The organism is Nocardiopsis synnemataformans (genome assembly GCF_965343085.1).
GTDB classification, from domain to species: Bacteria; Actinomycetota; Actinomycetes; order Streptosporangiales; family Streptosporangiaceae; genus Nocardiopsis; species Nocardiopsis alborubida.
In genome coordinates, this window is record NZ_CBDRFA010000003.1 from 20,065 (window position 1) to 38,932 (window position 18,868).

The window sequence follows — 18,868 nt, forward strand, 5'->3', positions numbered from 1 at the left end:
GTGCTCTCCACGCAGGGTTTGTTTCCCTCGGATCCCCGCGCCCCGCTACAGGCGATCAGTGGATCGTGGAACGAGGCCCCTCCCCGCCCACACGGGGATGAGCCTCCCGGCCGATCTGGGCACAGGTGCGGCCGGACCCGGACCCCGGGCTCATGTCTCGGGGATGGTCCCGAGCATTATTCGTTGAGCGAGCAGGAAGAGAGTTACCCGGTGTACGCGATCGTGCGAGCGGGCGGCCGACAGGAGAAGGTGTCTGTCGATGACGTCCTGAACATCGACAAGGTCTCCGACGAGACCGGCGCCACCATCACATGGCAGCCCATCCTCGTCGTCGACGGTGACAACGTCATCAGCGACGGCGACAAGCTGAGCGGCTACACGGTCAGCGCCGAGATCCTCGGTGAGACCAAGGGCCCCAAGATCAACATCCTGAAGTACAAGAACAAGACCGGTTACAAGAAGCGCCAGGGTCACCGCCAGAAGCACACCCAGGTGCGGGTCACCGGCATCGCGGCGAAGTAGGAGGCCTGGAAGAAATGGCACACAAGAAGGGCGCTTCGTCCAGCCGTAACGGTCGTGACTCGAACGCTCAGCGCCTCGGCGTCAAGCGCTTCGGCGGCCAGAGCGTCTCGGCTGGCGAGATCCTGATCCGTCAGCGCGGCACCAAGTTCCACCCCGGCGCCAACGTCGGCCGCGGTGGCGACGACACGCTGTTCGCGCTGGTCGCCGGTCAGGTCAAGTTCGGCAACTTCCGCGGCCGCAAGGCCGTCAACATCGTTCCGGCCGGCGCCGAGTAGGCTCGCGCGCGGACGTTGTACAGGGCGGGCCAGGGAACACTGGCCCGCCTCTCGCGTTGTCACTGGATGACGCGTGTGTGTCCAGGCCCCCGCCCGGGGGCCGGAGAGTAACGGGGAGAGCTATGCCTGACTTCGTCGACGAGGCGGTCTTGCACGTCAAGGCCGGGAACGGCGGGCATGGCTGCGCCTCCGTGCACCGGGAGAAGTTCAAGCCGCTGGGCGGCCCGGACGGCGGCAACGGCGGACACGGCGGGGACGTCGTCCTGGAGGTCGACACCCAGACCGCGACCCTGCTGGACTACCAGCGCCGCCCGCACCGCGCGGCCAGCAACGGCACGCCCGGCCAGGGCGGCCACCGAGCCGGGGCCAAGGGCGAGGACCTGGTCCTCAAGGTGCCCGACGGCACCGTGGTCACCCGTGTGGACGGCGAGGTCATCGCCGACCTGGTCGGCCACGGCACCCGGCTGGTGCTCGCCGAGGGCGGCCACGGCGGCCTGGGCAACGCCGCGCTGGCCACCAAGCGGCGCAAGGCCCCCGGCTTCGCCCTCAAGGGCGAGGAGGGCCAGGGCTTCGACGTGCGCCTGGAGATGAAGACCATCGCCGACGTCGGCCTGGTGGGCTTCCCCAGCGCGGGCAAGTCGTCCCTGATCGCCGCCATGTCCGCGGCCCGCCCCAAGATCGCCGACTACCCGTTCACCACCCTGGTGCCCAACCTGGGCGTGGTGGAGGCGGGCAACGTCCAGTACGTCATCGCCGACGTGCCCGGCCTCATCCCAGGCGCCAGCGACGGCAAGGGACTGGGCCTGGAGTTCCTGCGCCACATCGAGCGCTGCTCCACCCTCCTGCACGTGCTGGACTGCGCCACCTACGAGCAGGGCCGCGACCCGGTCAGCGACCTGGAGGCCCTGGAGGCGGAGCTGTCCGCCTACGGCCGCAGCACCGGAGTGGACCTGTCCGACCGGCCGCGCCTGGTCGCCCTGAACAAGGTGGATGTCCCCGAGGCCCGCGAGCTCGCCGAGCTGGTCACCCCGATACTGGTCGAGCGCGGCTACCGCGTCATGGAGGTCTCCGCTGCCTCCCGCGAGGGGCTGCGCGAGCTGTCCTTCGCCCTGGGCGAGCAGGTGGCCGCGGCCCGCCAGGCCGCACCGCTCGCCGAGCCCACCCGGGTCGTGATCCGTCCGCAGGCCATCGGCGACGTGCCCTTCCAGGTGGTGCCGCTGGGCGGCAACGCCTTCCAGGTGCGCGGGGACAAGCCCGCCCGCTGGGTGCGCCAGACCGACTTCGCCAACGACGAGGCCGTGGGCTACCTCGCCGAGCGCCTCAACCGCCTCGGCATCGAGGCCGAGCTGGCCAAGGCGGGCGCCACCGAGGGCGCCGAGGTGCGCATCGGAACCGAGGAGGACTCCGTGGTCTTCGACTGGGACCCCTCCATGGACGCCGAGGTCGTCCCGTCCGGCCCGCGCGGGTCCGACACCCGGCTGGGCTGACCCGCGCGGGGACCGGCGGCCCGGCCGACAGGAACGAGCGCGGCGCCCGGTGCCGCGCCACTGGATGGAAAGTCCCACACGGTGCACAGCGCAGGACTCGAACAGACCGACTCCCTGGAGGCCTCCGGGCGCGCGGCGGTGGCCGCCGCGCGCCGGGTCGTGGTGAAGGTGGGATCGTCGTCCCTGACCACGCCCGACGGCAGGATCGACTCCTGCCGCATCCGCGACCTGGTCCGGGTGCTGGCGGACCGCCGCGCCGCGGGCCAGGAGGTCATCCTGGTCTCCTCCGGTGCGGTCGCGGCCGGGATGACCCCGCTCGGCATGGTCCGCAGACCCCGTGACCTGGCCTCCCAACAGGCCGCCGCCAGCGTGGGCCAGGGGCTGCTGCTGGCCGCGTACACGGCCGAGCTGGCCGGGCACGGCCTCACCGCGGCTCAGGTCCTGCTCACGGTCGAGGACATGATGCGGCGGGTGCAGCACCGCAACGCCCAGCGCACGCTGCGCCGCCTGCTGGACATCGGTGCCCTGCCCATCGTCAATGAGAACGACACCGTGGCCACACACGAGCTGCGGTTCGGTGACAACGACCGCCTGGCGGCCCTGGTGGCGCACCTGATGCGCGCCGACGCGCTGGTGCTGCTCTCGGACGTGGACGCCCTGTACGACGGCAACCCCTCCGACCCGGGGTCGTCGGTGGTCAGCCTCGTGCGCGGCCCGGCCGACCTCGACGGGATCGACATCGGCAGCGCGGGCGGGCGGGGCGTGGGCACCGGCGGGATGGTCACCAAGGTGGCGTCGGCGCGGATCGCCACGGAGGCCGGCGTGTACACCCTGCTGACCTCCGCCGCGAACGCCCGCACGGCCCTGGAGGGCGGGCCCGCGGGCACCCTGTTCGCCCCGGGGCGCGGACGGCGTCCCTCGGCCCGCCAGCTCTGGCTGGCGCACGCCACCGCGGGCCGGGGCAGCCTGGTCCTGGACCCCGGCGCGGTCACGGCGGTGGTGCGGGAGAAGGCGTCCCTGCTCCCGGCCGGTGTGGTGAGGGTGACGGGCGACTTCAACGCGGGCGACCCGGTGGACCTGTGCGGCGAGGACGGCACCGTCGTCGCGCGCGGACTGGTCAACTACGACGCCGCCGAGGTGCCCGACCTGATGGGTCGGTCCACCCGGTGGCTGGCCCGGGAGATGGGCCCCTCCTACGAGCGCGAGCTGGTGCACCGGGACGACCTCGTCGTGCTCTAGGCCGCGTTTCCCGGATCGCCGCGGTCCCGTCCCGCCGCGACACCTCTGTGGCAATGTCGGGGAAACCCCCCGAGGAGAGTGAAGACACCCATGCCTAGTCTGGTGGCGAGAATGCTCGCGGTGGCGTTCCGGGTGGCGCGCAAGCGCCCCATGGAGACCGTGGAGGGTGCGCGGGAGCGCATCGACGAGGCCAAGGACGACCCCGAGCCGCCGCTCTGGGTCGCCAAGCGCCACGAGACCATCCGGCGCGAGGTGGGGGGCTTCACGAGCTATACGGTCCTCGCCCGGGACCGGGAGGAGGACCCCGACAAGGCGGTCCTGTACGTGCACGGGGGCTCCTACATCAGTGAGATCTCCCCGTGGCACTGGGTCCTGATCTCGCGCATGGCGGACGTGGGCTGTCGGGTGGAGGTGCCCGTCTACGGGCTGGCGCCCCAGCACACCTACCGCGAGGCGTTCGGCTTCCTCCACGCCGTGTACCGCGACCTGCTGGAGCACGTCGTGCCCGAGCGCACGGTGTTCGCGGGGGACTCGGCCGGGGCGGGGCTGGCGCTCGCCCTCGCGCAGACGCTGCCGGAGGAGGGCCTGCCCCAGCCCGCGCGGCTCATCCTGGTCTCCCCGTGGACGGACCTGACCATGTCCAACCCCGACATCGCCGAGGTGGAGGGCAGGGACCCCTGGCTCAGCCCGGTCGGCCTCAAGGAGGCCGCCAAGGTGTGGGCGGACGGCGACGACCTGTCCCTGCCCCGGCTCAGCCCCGTCAACGGCGTGCTCTCCGGCCTGCCGCCCATGGACCTCTACATCGGTACCCGCGACGTGTTCCTGCCCGACACCCGGCGCCTGCACGCGCTCGTCGCGCGGGCCGGGGGAGAGGTGGACCTGTACGAGGAGGAGGGGGCCTTCCACGTCTACCCGCTGGTCCCGGTTCCCGAGGGCAGCCGGGCGCGGGCGCGGATCATCGGCACGGTCCAGGACCTGTGAGACCTCCCGGGCGGGGCCGACCGAGCCGCGGGAGCGGGAGGGCGAAGCCCCGTGGGACCGGAGGTGTCCGGCGCGCACGTACTCCGCCGCGCGACGGGCGGCGTCCACCACACACGCCCTAGGATGCGGACGTGAGCGAACGAACGACGCGCCGAAGCGAGGACCACCCCCACCGGGGCGAGGTCCGCGAGATCCCCACCGCCGCCAGCGCCACGAGGCTCGTCTACGCGCCCGAGCGCGACGGCCTCGCCGACGCGGGCGAGATCGTGTGGACGTGGGTTCCCTACGAGGAGGACCCGGGGCAGGGCAAGGACCGCCCGCTGCTGGTGGTCGGCCGCCGGGGCAGGCGGCTGCACGGGCTGATGCTGTCCTCCCAGCGCCCCGACGAGTGGGAGCGCCAGGACTGGCTGCCGATCGGCTCGGGTCCCTGGGACCGCGAACAGCGCGACTCCTACGTGCGTGCGGACCGGCTCTTCGAGTTCGACGAGGACGACATCCGCCGCGAGGCGGCCGTCATGGACGAGGAGCTGTTCTGGATGGTCGCCGACGTCCTGCGCGCCCGCTACGGGTGGAGCTGAGCGCCGGGGAGGGCGGGCGTACCCGGGGCGGCGGGCGGGGTACGCACCGCTCCGGCGGAGCGTGCCGGATCCTGCCTGTGGACGACCGCGTCGACGACCGCGCGGCGCTATACGCTGGAAGTGTTCACCCCGGCGCATGCCCCTGAGACCCTTCGACGCCGCAGGGCGGGTACGCCGGGATGGCCTCCCAACCAAGAGAGAACACCATGAGTGACATCGAGCGCGAGGTCCACGCGGTAGCCGGGCGGGCCAGGGACGCGGCGGCCGACCTCGCCCCGCTCAGCCGGGCGGTCAAGGACGCCGCACTGCTGGCGATCGCCGACGCCCTGGTCAAGCGGTTCGACGAGATCACCGCGGCCAACGCCGAGGACGTGGCGCGGGCCCGCGAGGAGGGCACCAGCCCGGCCATGGTCGACCGGCTCACCCTCACCCCGCAGCGGATCGAGGCCATCGCCGAGGCCGTCCGCGAGATCGTCGAGCTCCCCGACCCGGTGGGCGAGTCCGTGCGCGGGTCCGTGCTGCCCAACGGCCTGGACCTGCGCCAGATCCGGGTGCCGCTCGGTGTCATCGGCATCATCTACGAGGGCCGTCCCAACGTCACCGTGGACGCCGCCGCCCTGTGCCTCAAGAGCGGCAACGCCGCCCTGCTGCGCGGCTCCTCCTCGGCCTACTCCTCCAACACCGCCATCGTCGGGGTCCTGCGGGACGCCCTGGAGGGCACCGGGGTCCCGGTGGACGCCGTCCAGATGGTGCCCGGCCGCACCCGCGAGTCCTCCACCGCGCTCATGCGGGCGCGCGGCCTGGTGGACGTGCTCATCCCGCGCGGCGGCGGCTCCCTCATCCAGGCCGTGGTGCGCGACTCCACCGTGCCGGTCATCGAGACCGGCGAGGGCCTGTGCCACGTCTACGTGGACGCCGACGCCGACCTCGACAAGGCCGTGGCCATCGCCACCAACGCCAAGGCGCAGCGCTGCTCGGTGTGCAACTCCGCCGAGACCCTGCTGGTGCACGAGGCCGTCGCCGAGGAGTTCCTGCCGCGCGTGCTGGAGGCCCTCGGCGAGAGCGGTGTGACCGTGCACGGCGACCCCCGGGTGCTGGAGGCCGCCGCCGCACGCCCGACCGGGGCCCGGGTGGTCGAGGCCACGGAGGAGGACTGGGCGACCGAGTACCTGTCCATGGACCTGGCCGTGCGCGTGGTGCCCAGCATCGACGAGGCGCTCGCCCACATCCGCAGGTACTCCACCCAGCACACCGAGGCCATCGTCACCGACTCGCTGAAGGCCTCCCGCTACTTCGTCTCCAGGGTCGACTCCGCCGCGGTCATGGTCAACGCCTCCACGAGGTTCACCGACGGCGGCGAGTTCGGCTTCGGCGCCGAGATCGGCATCTCCACCCAGAAGCTGCACGCCAGAGGCCCGATGGGCCTCACCGAGATGACCTCCACCAAGTACGTGGTCACCGGGGACGGCCACCTCAGATAGCCGCACGTGTCGGGGGCCGTCCGCTCGCGGGCGGCCCCCTGGCAGCGAGAAGCCGTACACCACGGGGCCGTCCGCGGCGTCGGTCGCATCCGTGTGTTCGGTACGCAACCGAGAGTGACGGACGGGGCCCGAGGGGCCGTTGGCATCTGGAGCGTTTTCCCGTTGGAAACCTGGACAGAAGCGAATCTTCGTCTAGCACGTATTCCCAAAGCGACGGCTGGTCGGTAATTTCACTGTGGTGTCTCACGGCGCGCCTCCGCATCGCTCGGAGTGTCGCCCCCCCACGGTCACAACGAAAGGAATCCCCCGAATGAAGCTCCGGAGCAAGGTCGCTGCCATCGCCACGACCGCCCTGGCCGTCGGTGGTGTCACGCTGATGGCCTCTCCCGCCCAGGCTGACCTGGTCACCCTCTGCTCGGGCCACGGCGGTGCCATCACCCTGCCCACGGACCTCACGGTCCCCGCCGACAAGAGCTGCTTCCTGGACGGCACGGTCATCCAGGGCGACGTCACCGTCCGCCAGGGTGCCAACCTGCACATCATCGGCGGTGAGATCGAGGGGAAGGTGACCGTCCAGCAGGACGCCTACTTCGACTCCCAGGAGAGCTCCGTCGGTGACCGCGTGGTCAACCGCGGTTCCTACGGCACCTACCTGGAGAACAGCTCCACGGGCGCGGCCCTGCGCGCCGTCCCGGTCGACGGCGGCAACACCGACGGCTTCGCCTACGTGGTGGACTCCTCCGTCCGCAGCATCAACGCCGAGGTCGGCGCCGTCTACGTCTCCGGCTCGCGCATCGGCGGCGCCGTCAAGGCCGACGGTGTCGAGTACGCCGACATCTACGACTCCGTGGTGCGCGGCGCCCTGACCGTCAACAACCCCGCCAGCGGCGGCATCCTCTGCGACAGCGAGGTGATCGGCGCGGCCACCTACAGCGGCGGCGCGGGTCCGGTCGCGGTCGGCGCCGGGGAGCAGGAGGGCTTCTGCTCCTCCGTCAACTACGTCGACGGCGACCTGAGCGTCACCGGCGTCAGCGGCGGCGTCTACATCGACAACAACATCGTCGGCGGTGACCTGTCCACCTCCGCCAACAGCCCGACCGCCCAGATCGGTGAGGACAACCGCGTCCGCGGTGACATCCTCACCGAGGAGATCGCCCTGCGCAGCTTCTCCACCGCCGTGGTCGAGGAGTTCGAGGCCCACGAGGACGACCTCGCCGAGGAGGTCGAGGAGGCCCGCTCCACGACCATCGACGAGGCCATGGCCGCCGGTCCCGCCTTCTAGGACCTGCTCCCGGTCACTCCCGGACGCCCGACAGCGCCGACGGCCCCGCCGTCGGCGCTGCCGTGTGCCGGGGCCCGCCCCGCCGGGGTGTGCCTCACACGGCGCGGGGCGCACGGTGGGGGGAGGGCTGTTACCGTCCGCGGGAAGCCGGACCGACGACGAGGAGCGACGCGTGCCGACCACCGTGGCCTATGGAGACCATCCCAGCCAGATCGCGCACCTGTGGGAACCGTGGGGCGGCGCGGACGCACCCGCGCCCGTCGCCGCACTGCTGCACGGGGGCTGGTGGCGCGAGGGGTTCGGCGCCGGACTCATGGACCCGCTGGCCCGCGACCTGGCCGCCGCCGGGTGGGCGGTGTGGAACGTGGAGTACCGCCGCACCGGCGGTGGTGGGGGCGGCTGGCCGCAGACGCTCGACGACGTCGACCGCGCCCTGGGGGCGCTCGCCGAGGCCGCGGCCCGCGAGCCCGGCCGCTACGACCTGACCCGCACGGTGTCCGTCGGCCACTCGGCGGGCGGGCATCTGGCCCTGCTCAACGCGCTCCATCCCCGCACGCCCGTGCGCGCCGTGGTCGCCCTCGCGCCCATCACCGACACCGAGCGCTGTGCCCGGGAGGGTCTGGGCGAGGGCGCCGTGGAGCCGTTCCTCGGCTCCGACCCCTCCGCGCGGGTGTACGCCGCCAGTTCGCCGCTGCTGCGGGTGCCGTTGGGGGTGCCCCAGCTCGTCGTGCACGGCGACGCCGACCAGCGCGTCCCGGTCGCCCACAGCCGCGACTACGTGGCCGCCGCGCGCGCCGCGGGGGACACCGTGGACCACCACGAGCCGGCCGGGGCCGACCACTTCGCGGTCATCGACCCCGCCCACCCCGCCTGGCGGGGGGTGCGCGCCTACCTCGCCGACCGGCTCTGAGCCGCAGGCGTGCGAGGGCGTGTTGTGCCCGGGTACCCGTTCGCGTGGTCGAAGGAGCGGGAGCGGAGCCGGACGCGCGCCAGGGCGTGGCCACACGCCGCGATGGGCGGCTCCTCGGTGCTCGGCTGAGCCGCGCGTGAGGGCGTGTGCCCGCCGGACACACCCGAGGGGCGGCCCGCGTCCACGGGCCGCCCCTCGGCGGAGCACCGGCTTCCCCGCGCGGGGGGCCGGCGCCAGACTTCCGAGGGCGCGTGCCCCCGGCGGGTTCCGGTCAGGAGGAGGCGTCCGAGCCCTGGCTGGTGCGGGAGGAGCCGTTGCGCCACCGGTCGGCGACGGTGTCGAAGATCTTGCCGCCCGCGCTGGCCGCGCTGCCCGCGACGTCGCGCAAGGTGCCCAGCAGCGGGTCGCCCGTGCGGTTCCAGGACTCCTTGTAGGAGTTGGCGGCCTTGCGCGCCTCCTCGCCCACCCTGGCGTCGCGGTCGGTGGAGCGGCGCGGGTAGTCGCCGTCGATGATGCGCTGGTAGGAGCCGTCCTCGATCCACCGGTGCAGCTCGGCCAGGCGCACCACCGCGAACGGGTGCGTCTGCCCGACCAGGCTGATCAGCTTGATGAGGCTGTCACGGGCGTCACCGCCGGACTCGTACTCGCGGGCCTGCTCCAGGAAGGCGTCGGGGTTCATCTCCACGAGCTTGGAACCGCCCGCCAGCTTCATCAGGGCGCGCTTGCCCGCCTCGGGGTTCTGGCTGGCGAGGATCCCGGCGCGGTCGCAGGACAGCTCGGACTTGCGGTACCACTCCTCCAGCGCGGCCACGATGGCCTGGATGCCGATGAAGCCCAGCGGCACCCACGCCACGCGGGTGGCCAGCCGGATCAGGGCCAGCAGCATGGTGCGGTAGACGGCGTGGCCGCTGAGGATGTGGCCGACCTCGTGGCCGATGACGAAGCGCTGCTCCTCGGCGTCCAGCAGGTCGAACAGGCCCGTGGTCATCACGATGAACGGGCGGTTGCTGCCGATCGCCATGGCGTTCGGCTTCGGGTTCATCTGGATGTAGAGCTCGGGGACCTCGTCCATGTCCAGGACGTAGGCGGCGTCGCGCACGTAGTCGTACACGTGAGGGAACTGGGTGGGTCCGACCCGGACGGCACTGGACAGGAACATCAGTCGCAGGGCGCGCTCGTTGAACAGCCCCGACAGGCGCTTGAACACCTCGTCGAACCCGCGCAGCGAGCGCAGCGCGACCAGGGCGCCACGGTCGGCGGGGTGCTCGTAGGCACGGGGCGAGATCTCGGAGAGCCGGACGCGGACGCGGTCTGGTGTGTTGGCCATATCGGCATGCTATGCGCCGTGCTCGCACTTGGCCACGGTTTTCGGCTTCGAGATATGACGCGATTTCCGGGCGCCGCCGACATGCCCGGGGAAGGAACCCGACACCGTGTTCGTTGTCCCAGTGCAAGGACCAAAAAGGGAGGAAGGGGACAGCGGTGGTGCTCTCCGTCGGCTAATCTCGGTTGGCCGATCCCGGCAACGGCAACGTCCACGGCGAAACGGAGCGCACAGTGGCGCACGCAGCTTCCGACGCATCCCGCAACGAGGACTCCCCCGCGCCCCGGGGAGGAAGAGGAACCGGTCCGACCAAGGTCGGCATCATGGGCGGCACCTTCGACCCCATCCACCACGGCCACCTCGTGGCGGCCAGTGAGGTCGCCCACCTCTTCGGGCTCGACGAGGTGGTGTTCGTCCCCACCGGCCAGCCCTGGCAGAAGGACCTGGCCAAGGTGACGCCTTCCGAGGACCGCTACCTGATGACGGTCATCGCCACCGCCGAGAACCCCCAGTTCCGGGTGGACCGCATCGAGATCGACCGCTCGGGGCCCACCTACACCCTCGACACGCTGCGCGAGATGCGCGCCAAGTACGGTCCCGACGTGGAGCTGTACTTCATCACCGGGGCGGACGCGCTGGGCGCCATCCTGAGCTGGCACAACGTCGACGAACTCTTCGAGCTCGCGCATTTCGTAGGCTGTAACCGGCCCGGTCACCACCTCAGTGACACCGGACTGCCCGAGGGCAAGGTCTCCCTGGTGGAGGTCCCCGCGCTGGCCATCTCCTCGACCGAGTGCCGGGAACGCGTCCGCAAGGGCGAACCCATCTGGTACCTGGTCCCCGACGGCATCGTCCGCTACATCAACAAGACCGGGCTCTACCTAGAGAGCTGAAAGGCAGCAAGCACAACGTGACAGCCACCGACAGGGCACTGGAGCTGGTCAGGGTCGCGGCGGAAGCCGCCTCCGACAAGCTCGCCCAGGAGATCATCGCCTACGACGTCAGCGAGCAGCTGGTCATCACCGAGGCCTTCGTTCTGTGTTCGGCCCCCAACGACCGGCAGGTCCGCGCGATCGTCGACGAGGTCGAGGACCAGCTCCGCCTCCAGTCCGGGGCCAAGCCGGTCCGGCGCGAGGGCGAGCGTGACGGTCGCTGGGTCCTGCTGGACTACGCCGACATCGTCGTGCACATCCAGCACGAGGAGGAGCGCGGCTACTACGGCCTCGAACGGCTGTGGAAGGACTGCCCCGAGATCGACCTGCCCGAGGGTGCGCGCGGTGCCGAGCGCACGCCGCTGGACGAGCTCTGACACCGACCACACTCCGAGCGGAGAGACACACCACGTGAGCGACACCCCCCGTGTGCTGTTCTGGCGGCACGGACGCACGTCCTGGAACGTCGAGAACCGTTTCCAGGGGCAGACCGACATCGCACTCGATCCGGTCGGCCACGCCCAGGCCAGGCGGGCGGGGGAGCTGCTCGCCTCGATGAACCCCGACGTCATCGTCGCCTCCGACCTGACCAGGGCCGCCGACACCGCCGGATACCTCTCCCGGACCTCCGGGGTGTCCGTGGAGTTCGACGAGGGGCTGCGCGAGCGCTTCGGCGGTTCCTGGGAGGGGCTGACCGGGGCGGAGCTGTCCGCGCGCTGGCCGGTCGAACACGCGCGGATGGCCATCCCCGACGGCGAGGCCATCGCCGAGGTCGGTGACCGGATGCGCGCCGCCGTCGAGCGGGGGCTGGGCAAGACCCCGTCCGGGGGGCTGCTCGTCGTGGTCAGCCACGGCGCCGCCCTCAGAGTGGGGATCGCCCGGATGCTGGGGATCCCCGACGAGCAGCGCGAGATCCTGGGACCGATCAGCAACTGCTGCTGGTCGGTGCTCCAGGAACGCCGGGGGCAGTGGCGGCTCATGGAGCACAACGCGGCCAGCCTTCCCGAGCCGGTCGTGCTCAGCGACGACGCGTAAACCGTTTCGACGTTCGGGCCGGATTCCGCTATGGTTCAGGGAGTCGACAGGACCCCGACGGGGCCGATCGACTCCCTTGAGGGGCTATGGCGCAGTTGGTAGCGCGCCTCCATGGCATGGAGGAGGTCTGGGGTTCGAATCCCCATAGCTCCACGTGACGCGGGCTGCTGCTCGCCGGTCTTCGACCGGCTCGCCGCAGCCCGCGCTGCTTTCCGGGGGGAGACCCCCAAACCCCCCGAAGTACCCCCCTGTGGTCGGGGTCGCGGTCATCGGTGGAGTGGGTGGAGCGGTCCCCTGTGACGTGAGGCTTCGCCTTGTGGGTTGTGCCTGTGGTCGGGGTCGCGGTCATCGGTGGGGTGGGTGGAACGGTCCCTTGTGACGTGAGGCTTCGCCTCGGGGGTTGTGGCCGGGGCCGTGCTGGTCAGCGGCGCAGCCACACCGCCGCGTTCCCCGGGAGCCGCCCGTCCAGCTCCGTGCTGGCCACCAGCACCCGGCCCGGCGGCAGGTCCACCGCCTCCTCACCCGTGTTGACCAGCACCAGCACGTCCTCGCCCCGCCAGTAGGCCAGCACCGGCCCCTGGTTCAGCGTGTCATCCCACGTCAAAACCTCGTCCGAGGAGAACTCCCCGCGGTGCGCCAGAGCCCGGCGGTACAGGGAGAGCACGGACCCGGGATCGTCGGTCTGGGCCTGCACCGACCACCGGCCCCACCCCTCGGGCTGGGGCAGCCACGGAGCGCTCCCTCCGCCGAACCCGTACGACGCCCCCTCCACCGTCCACGGCAGCGGCACCCGGCACCCGTCCCGCCCCTTGTCGGCGTGTCCGCTGCGCACCCACCGCGGGTCCTCCAGCGCCTGCGCGGGCAGGTCCGCCACCTCCGGCAGCCCCAGCTCCTCGCCCTGGTACACGTACGCCGCCCCCGGCAGCGACAGCTCCAGCAGGGCCAGCGCCCGCGCCCGCCGCGTGCCCAGCTCCAGGTCCGGCTCCGGATCGCGCCCGTCGGAGAGCAGCCACGCCCCCTGGTCGATGCCCGGGGGCAGCCCCAGCACCGACACCGGGCGCACCACGTCGTGGTTGCCGATCACCCACGTGGGCACCGTGCCCACCCGCGCGGCGTCGGCGATCGAGGAGTCGACCACCCTCCGGTAGGCGTCGGCGTCCCACGCGGTCCGCAGGAAGTCGAAGTTGAACGCCTGGTCCAGCTCGTCCGGGCGCGTGTACAGCACCCGCCGGTCACCGGGCAGCCACACCTCGCCCACCGTGACCCGGGGCGGGTCGAACTCGGCCAGCACCCGCCGCCAGTCCCGGTACACCTCGTGCACCTCGGGCCGGTCCAGGAACGGGTGGTCCGGGTTGGCCGCGATGTCCTCGAACCGGCCGCCCTCCACCAGCACCAGGTCGCGCAGCGGCTCTTCCAGGTCCTTGACCAGCGCGTACGCCACGTCGATCCGGAACCCGTCCACCCCGCGCCCGCTCCAGAACCGCAGGATGCCGCGGAACTCCTCGCGCACCCGCGGATCGTCCCAGTTCAGGTCCGGCTGCTCGGGCGCGAACATGTGCAGGTACCACTGCCCGTCCGCCGCGCGGGTCCACGCCGGGCCGCCGAACGTCGACCGCCAGTTGGTCGGCGGCAGCTCGCCGTCCGCGCCCCGCCCGTCGCGGAACACGTACAGCTCCCGCTCGGGCGATCCGGGACCGGCCTCCAGCGCCTCCCGGAACCACGGGTGCTCCTCGGAGGTGTGGTTGGGCACGATGTCGACCATCACCCGCAGGCCCAGCGCGTGCGCGGCCGCCACCATCGCGTCGAAGTCCTCCAGGGTGCCCAGGCGCGGGTCCACGTCGCGGAAGTCGGCCACGTCGTAGCCGCCGTCCGCCCACGGGGAGGTGTAGAACGGCGACAGCCAGATCCCGTCCGCGCCCAGGTCGGCGACGTGGCCCAGGCGCGCGGTGATCCCCGCGATGTCACCGGTCCCGTCCCCGTCGGCGTCGGCGAAGCTGCGCGGGTAGACCTGGTACAGGACCGCGTCGCGCCACCACTGCTGCATGTTGCTTCCCCCAGGTGTTCGGTTATGAGAACAGGCCGCGCGTGCCCCGGGGCGCGGCGGTGGACTGCCTCAGGATGAGCTGGGTGGGCATCTCCACCTGGAGGCGCCCGGCCGTCCCGCCGAGGACGTCCACGGTGAGCCGACCCGCGGTCAGCCCGGTGTCGTAGGGAGCCTGGTCGACGGTGGTCAGGTCCATCACCGCCGCGGCGTCGTGGTTGTCGAAGCCCATGAGGGAGATCGAGTCAGGCACGCGCACGCCCGAGCGGCGCAGCGTGCGGTACGCGCCCAGCGCGATGTCGTCGAACTCCGCCAGCACGGCCGTGGGCGGGTCGTGGTCCGACAGCAGCTCGCCCATGGCCAGCTCACCACCGGTGTGCCCGGTGGCCTTGGCCACGCTCCGCGGTGACAGCCCCGCCTCCACCATGGCCGCCTCGTGCCCCTCCAGCCGGTGCCGCGAGCTGGTGCTGGACCAGGTCCCGGACCGGGAGGCGATGTAGGCCACGCGCGTGTGCCCCAGGTTGAGCAGGTGCCGGGTGGCCCCCGCGGCACCTGCCCGGTCGTCGATGTACACGCTGGCCCGACCGGGCACCCTCTGTCCGACCAGCACCACGGGCACGCCCACGTCGTCCAGCCGGTGGCACTCCTCCTCGGACAGGTCCATGGACACGGTGACCACGGCGTCGGTGTTGCGCCGCAGCGGCAGCGCCCGCGTCCATCCCTGCCGGGCCCGCGTCTCGCCGACCTGGTAGACGAGCATGTCCAGGTCCGCCTCGCGCAGCGCGTCGCTGACCCCCGCCAGGACCACCCCGAAGAACCACGGCTGGAGGAAGGGCACGACCACCGCGACCCGCCCCGTGCGACCGGTGACCAGGCCCGAGGCGTTGCGCGAGACCACGTAGGCCAGCTCGTCCGCGGCGCGCTGAACGCGCTGGCGGACCTCCGGGGCGACCCCGGGGGCCCCGCGCAGCACACGGGAGACCGTCGAGAGGGAGACCCCCGCTCGACGGGCGACGTCCCGCATGCTCGCGGGTTGGCTGGACATGCCGTCCACGGTAGGAGCGCGACCCGGGTTATGGCAACGTTTTCAGCAGGAGATTCGGACGGCACACCGTTCCTTTCCGCGCATGACGCATATCGAGACGCATTCTCTGTTGACTAGGTCACACGGTCGGTGGCATCGTTTGCGCACGACCACGGGGGGATGACCCAGCACACACTCGACGCCGCGCGCCCGGACACTCACCCGGCGCGGAAGGAGAGAGCCATGCCAGTGCATTCACACCAGAAGAGGTACACGGTGCGCGCATGCGCTGCCGGGCTCGCCGCACTGAGCCTCACCCTGGCCACCGCGTGCGGTGAACCCCCGGGGGAGGAGACCGCTGGGGAGGGCGGCGAGACCGCGGGCCTCGCCGAGGACCCGGCGTTCGTCTGGGCGGTCACCGGGGCCGACCGCGCGATCCACGAGGAGGTCGCGCGCCTGTGGAACGAGAACAACCCCGACCAGCAGGTCGACATCTTCTTCCTGGCCCCCACCGCCGACGAGCAGCGCCAGGCCATGTTCCAGGACCTACAGAACCAGGCGGGGGAGTTCGACGTCCTGGGTCTGGACGTCATCTGGACCGGTGAGTTCGCCGAGTACGGCTACATCGAGAGCCTGGAGGACCTGCGCGGCGAGGTCGAGGGCGTCAGCCTGGAGGGAGCCGTCGACAGCTCCCAGTGGCAGCAGGAGCTGTACGCACTGCCCTACTCCTCCAACGGCGCGTTCCTCTACTACCGCACCGACCTCGTCGAGGAGCCGCCCACGACCTGGGAGGAGCTCCACGACACCGGCATGGCCGCCGCCGAGGAGGAGGGCATCTCCGCCTACGTCGGCCAGGGCGACCAGTACGAGGGATTCGTCGTCAACTACCTGGAGCTGTACTGGTCCGCGGGCGGCCAGCTGTTCGACGACGCCCAGGAGCAGAGCACCTTCCTGGAGGGCGACGCCGCCACCACGGCCCTGGACTTCATGACCGAGGCCTACGAGAGCGGGTTCTACGCCGACGGCTTCGACACCATGGTCGAGGACGACGCGCGCGCCCTGTTCCAGGCGGGCGATGCCGTCTACATGCGCAACTGGCCCTACGCCATCCCCCTCCTGGCGGGCGAGGGCGACGAGGAGAGCGCGGTCGCGGACGACTTCGCGGTCGCTCCGCTGCCCACCTTCGGCGGTGAGGGCACCACCAGCGCGCTGGGCGGACTCAACAACGCGGTCAGCACACTGAGCGACAGCAAGGAACTGGCCCGCGAGTTCGTCCTGTGGGCGGCCACCGACCCCGAGGCGCAGGACATCCTGCTCCAGAACAGCCTGCCGCCGACCATGGCGAGCGCCTACGAGAACACCGACGACCCCGACTTCCAGATGCTCGGCGAGATCCTCGCCCAGGCCCAGGCCCGCCCGCCGGTGCCCGGCTACAACTCGCTGTCCCTGGCCGTGCAGGACAGCCTGCACCCGGCCTTCCGCGGGCAGGAGGAGCCCGACGCAGCCCTGGAGGCGGTGGACCAGGCGGCCAACGACGCGCTCGAGCAAGAGTAGGCCACATGGCGACGACCCAGACAGTCCGCGTGAGCAGGGGCCTGGGTGAGCGTGCGATGGGGCGGATCTTCCTCGCCCCGTCGTTCGCCTTCATGGCCGTGATCGCGCTCTTCCCGGTCTTCTACGCGATCGGGATGAGCCTCTACCAGATCCGGGGGTTCCGCCAGGAGTTCACCGGCGTCGACAACTACGTCCGGGTCCTGACCGACTCCGGCTTCTTCAACGCCGTCTGGAACACCCTGGTGTTCACGGTCGCGTCGGTGTCGCTGGAGTTCCTCGTCGGGATGGCCTTCGCACTGATCATGCACCAGGCCTTCTTCGGGCGGGGCCTGACCCGCGCGGTCATCCTGATCCCGTGGGTCATCCCGACCGCCGTGGCCGCGCAGGTGTGGCGGTTCATGTTCGACCCCAACCCGGGCTTCGTGAACGCCGTCCTCGGCACGGACATCAACTGGCTGCGCGACCCGGTCTGGTCGATGGTCGGCATCATCAGCGCCGACGTGTGGAAGACCGCGCCGTTCGTGGCCCTGCTGCTGCTGGCGGGCCTCCAGACCATCCCGAAGGACTACTACGAGGCGGCCAGGGTGGACGGGGCCAACGCGCTCCAGCGGTTCTGGAACATCACCCTGCCGCTGCTGCGCCCGTCGATCGTCGTGGCCCTGCTGTTCCGCACGGTGGACGCCCTGCGCATGTTCGACTTCGCGTACGTGTTCACCGGCTACTCGAACTCGCTGGCCACCCTGTCGGTCTACGCGCAGCGCTACCTGGTCCGGGACCCGGACCTGGGCTACGCCAACGCGTTGTCCACGGTCACGTTCGTCATCGTCATGCTCGTCGGCCTGGCCTTCATCAGCCGGATGGGCCGCCACATGATCGGTGAGGCGCCGCGGAAGGAGAAGCGATGACGGCCGAGACGGTGAGGCCGAGCGGGTCGGTGCACAAGCCGCGCCGACGCGTCCACCCGGCGGTGGGCAACACCCTCAAGCTGCTCGGGCTGGCCGTGGTGCTGCTGTGGTGCCTGTTCCCGTTCCTGTGGATGGGCATGACCAGCCTGCGAACGGGATCGGCGGCGATCACCGACCCGAACATCTTCCAGGGGCCCTTCGACCTCAGCAACTACCGGGAGATCTTCGACCAGGGCTTCCAGTTCGCGCTGCGCAACTCGCTGATCGTGGCGACGGTGACCACGCTGATCTGCATCCCGGTGGCCTCGCTGGCGGGCTACGCCCTGGCCCGGCTGCCGCTGGCGGGCAAGTTCGCGATCCTGGCCGCCACCCTGGTCGCGACCCTGTTCCCGCCGGTGGCGCTGGTCAACCCGCTCTACCAGGTGTACCTCCGGCTCAACGAGTGGACCGGGATCAACCTGCTCAACTCCTTCGCGGGCATGATCATCCCGTACGTGGCGCTGACCCTGCCGCTGGCCGTCTTCATCCTCACCACGTTCTTCGCGGGCATCCCGAAGGAGATCGAGGAGTCGGCGAAGGTGGACGGGGCCACCCCGTTCCAGGCATTCCTGCGCGTGGTGGCGCCGCTGGCGGCGCCGGGCGTGGGCGCGGCGGCCATCCTGACCTTCGTGTATGCCACCAACGAGTTCCTGCTGGCCTTCTCCTTCGCCCCGAACGACCTGAACGTGCAGACGGTCCCGGTCTTCGTGGCGACCTTCCAGCGGGTCGGCTACGAGAACCCGATCGGGCAGATCATGGCCGCGTCGGTCCTGGTGTCGGTCCCGCTGATCATCTTCGCCCTGGTCCTGCAACGCAGGATCGTGGCGGGCCTGACCTCCGGAGCCGTCAAGGGCTGACGGCGCGGCCGGAAGGGAGCGGACCGGTCCCGGGGGCGCACGGCGCCTCCGGGACCGGCCGTAGGTCAGCGGCGCACGACGTCCTTGACCAGCACCGGCAGGTCCGTCCACCAGGGGATGCGGGCGATGTTATCGCTGCTCAGGGACCTGCTGGCGAACGCGCCCAGGAAGTGGAGCACCGCCTCGGTGACCACTCCGCCCGGCTCCGGGTCGGCCTTGAGCCGGGACCGGAACTCGGGGGCGCTGAAGTAGTTCGCCGTGCCCTGGCCGCGCAGGAACGGCAGGTGGCCCAGCGCCAGGTCGCGGGGCCGCCACCGCAGCCGCTTGGTGTCGACGGTGACGACGATCGCCTCCGCCCCCGTCTCCGTCGCCCGCCGCACGGGACGGAAGAAGGCGGACCGG

General features: G+C 71.5%; 18 protein-coding genes, 1 tRNA gene and 1 pseudogene. 16 read left to right on the top strand and 4 right to left on the bottom strand.

What is annotated here, in order from left to right; genetic code table 11:
• Positions 1-210: 210 nt before the first annotated feature.
• The 9 genes from rplU to ACSIH6_RS02200 all read left to right on the top strand — a co-directional run bounded on the left by rplU (position 211) and on the right by ACSIH6_RS02200 (position 8,755).
• Positions 211-522 carry a 50S ribosomal protein L21 gene (gene rplU / locus ACSIH6_RS02160; RefSeq protein WP_017568486.1) on the top strand — a complete coding sequence of 104 codons (312 nt, stop codon included), beginning with the start codon at positions 211-213 and terminating at the stop codon, positions 520-522.
• 14 nt (positions 523-536) lie between these two features.
• A complete protein-coding gene (gene rpmA, locus ACSIH6_RS02165; protein ID WP_017568485.1) occupies positions 537-797 on the top strand; it encodes a 50S ribosomal protein L27 in 261 nt (86 codons plus the stop codon).
• 122 nt (positions 798-919) lie between these two features.
• Positions 920-2,284 (top strand): GTPase ObgE, encoded by a 1,365-nt coding sequence (obgE, locus tag ACSIH6_RS02170; protein ID WP_435106027.1) that lies wholly within the window; start codon positions 920-922, stop codon positions 2,282-2,284.
• An 81-nt stretch (positions 2,285-2,365) separates the two neighbouring features.
• A complete protein-coding gene (gene proB / locus ACSIH6_RS02175) occupies positions 2,366-3,523 on the top strand; it encodes a glutamate 5-kinase (protein WP_150253015.1) in 1,158 nt (385 codons plus the stop codon).
• Positions 3,524-3,613: 90 nt separating this feature from the next.
• Positions 3,614-4,504: an alpha/beta hydrolase fold domain-containing protein gene (locus ACSIH6_RS02180; protein ID WP_435106029.1), complete on the top strand. Its 891-nt coding sequence runs from the start codon at positions 3,614-3,616 to the stop codon at positions 4,502-4,504.
• 131 nt (positions 4,505-4,635) lie between these two features.
• On the top strand, positions 4,636-5,082 hold the full coding sequence (locus ACSIH6_RS02185; RefSeq protein WP_435106031.1) for a type II toxin-antitoxin system PemK/MazF family toxin: 447 nt from the start codon (positions 4,636-4,638) through the stop codon (positions 5,080-5,082).
• A 206-nt stretch (positions 5,083-5,288) separates the two neighbouring features.
• Positions 5,289-6,563: a glutamate-5-semialdehyde dehydrogenase gene (locus tag ACSIH6_RS02190; protein ID WP_435106033.1), complete on the top strand. Its 1,275-nt coding sequence runs from the start codon at positions 5,289-5,291 to the stop codon at positions 6,561-6,563.
• Between the two features lie 310 nt (positions 6,564-6,873).
• Entirely contained in the window at positions 6,874-7,845 is a 972-nt protein-coding gene (locus ACSIH6_RS02195; protein WP_435106035.1) for a hypothetical protein, read from the top strand.
• A 172-nt stretch (positions 7,846-8,017) separates the two neighbouring features.
• Positions 8,018-8,755, top strand: a complete 738-nt coding sequence (locus tag ACSIH6_RS02200; RefSeq protein WP_435106037.1) for an alpha/beta hydrolase family protein — start codon at positions 8,018-8,020, stop codon at positions 8,753-8,755.
• 271 nt (positions 8,756-9,026) lie between these two features.
• Here ACSIH6_RS02200 and ACSIH6_RS02205 read toward each other — a convergent pair whose 3' ends face one another.
• Entirely contained in the window at positions 9,027-10,082 is a 1,056-nt protein-coding gene (locus ACSIH6_RS02205; RefSeq protein WP_435106040.1) for a M48 family metallopeptidase, read from the bottom strand.
• Positions 10,083-10,399: 317 nt separating this feature from the next.
• Here ACSIH6_RS02205 and nadD point away from each other — a divergent pair, with 317 nt between their 5' ends.
• The 4 genes from nadD (at position 10,400) to ACSIH6_RS02225 (ending at position 12,199) form a co-directional block, all read left to right on the top strand.
• The gene (gene nadD / locus ACSIH6_RS02210; RefSeq protein ID WP_435106263.1) at positions 10,400-10,972 is read left to right on the top strand and encodes a nicotinate-nucleotide adenylyltransferase; all 573 of its coding nucleotides are present in this window, start codon (positions 10,400-10,402) and stop codon (positions 10,970-10,972) included.
• A gap of 17 nt (positions 10,973-10,989) precedes the next feature.
• Positions 10,990-11,388 (top strand): ribosome silencing factor, encoded by a 399-nt coding sequence (rsfS, locus tag ACSIH6_RS02215; RefSeq protein WP_150253021.1) that lies wholly within the window; start codon positions 10,990-10,992, stop codon positions 11,386-11,388.
• A gap of 34 nt (positions 11,389-11,422) precedes the next feature.
• Entirely contained in the window at positions 11,423-12,046 is a 624-nt protein-coding gene (locus ACSIH6_RS02220) for a histidine phosphatase family protein (RefSeq protein WP_435106042.1), read from the top strand.
• Between the two features lie 80 nt (positions 12,047-12,126).
• A tRNA-Ala gene (locus ACSIH6_RS02225) sits at positions 12,127-12,199 on the top strand.
• A 268-nt stretch (positions 12,200-12,467) separates the two neighbouring features.
• Here ACSIH6_RS02225 and ACSIH6_RS02230 read toward each other — a convergent pair.
• The gene (locus ACSIH6_RS02230) at positions 12,468-14,090 is read right to left on the bottom strand and encodes a glycoside hydrolase family 13 protein (RefSeq protein ID WP_435106044.1); all 1,623 of its coding nucleotides are present in this window, start codon (positions 14,088-14,090) and stop codon (positions 12,468-12,470) included.
• A 22-nt stretch (positions 14,091-14,112) separates the two neighbouring features.
• A complete protein-coding gene (locus ACSIH6_RS02235; RefSeq protein ID WP_435106046.1) occupies positions 14,113-15,132 on the bottom strand; it encodes a LacI family DNA-binding transcriptional regulator in 1,020 nt (339 codons plus the stop codon).
• A gap of 222 nt (positions 15,133-15,354) precedes the next feature.
• Between ACSIH6_RS02235 and ACSIH6_RS02240 the strand changes: the two genes are divergently transcribed.
• The 3 genes from ACSIH6_RS02240 to ACSIH6_RS02250 are packed head-to-tail and all read left to right on the top strand — an operon-like array spanning position 15,355 to position 18,466.
• Positions 15,355-16,665 (top strand): ABC transporter substrate-binding protein, encoded by a 1,311-nt coding sequence (locus ACSIH6_RS02240; RefSeq protein ID WP_435106049.1) that lies wholly within the window; start codon positions 15,355-15,357, stop codon positions 16,663-16,665.
• 56 nt (positions 16,666-16,721) lie between these two features.
• Positions 16,722-17,570 carry a carbohydrate ABC transporter permease gene (locus ACSIH6_RS02245; protein ID WP_017568469.1) on the top strand — a complete coding sequence of 283 codons (849 nt, stop codon included), beginning with the start codon at positions 16,722-16,724 and terminating at the stop codon, positions 17,568-17,570.
• Positions 17,567-18,466 carry a carbohydrate ABC transporter permease gene (locus ACSIH6_RS02250; protein ID WP_435106050.1) on the top strand — a complete coding sequence of 300 codons (900 nt, stop codon included), beginning with the start codon at positions 17,567-17,569 and terminating at the stop codon, positions 18,464-18,466. The genes ACSIH6_RS02245 and ACSIH6_RS02250 overlap by 4 nt, the downstream gene beginning before the upstream one ends.
• 71 nt (positions 18,467-18,537) lie before the next feature.
• On the opposite strand, the pseudogene ACSIH6_RS02255 reads toward ACSIH6_RS02250, so the two are convergent.
• A pseudogene (locus ACSIH6_RS02255) lies at positions 18,538-18,846 on the bottom strand (alpha-hydroxy-acid oxidizing protein); the annotation flags it as partial.
• Positions 18,847-18,868 lie beyond the last annotated feature (22 nt).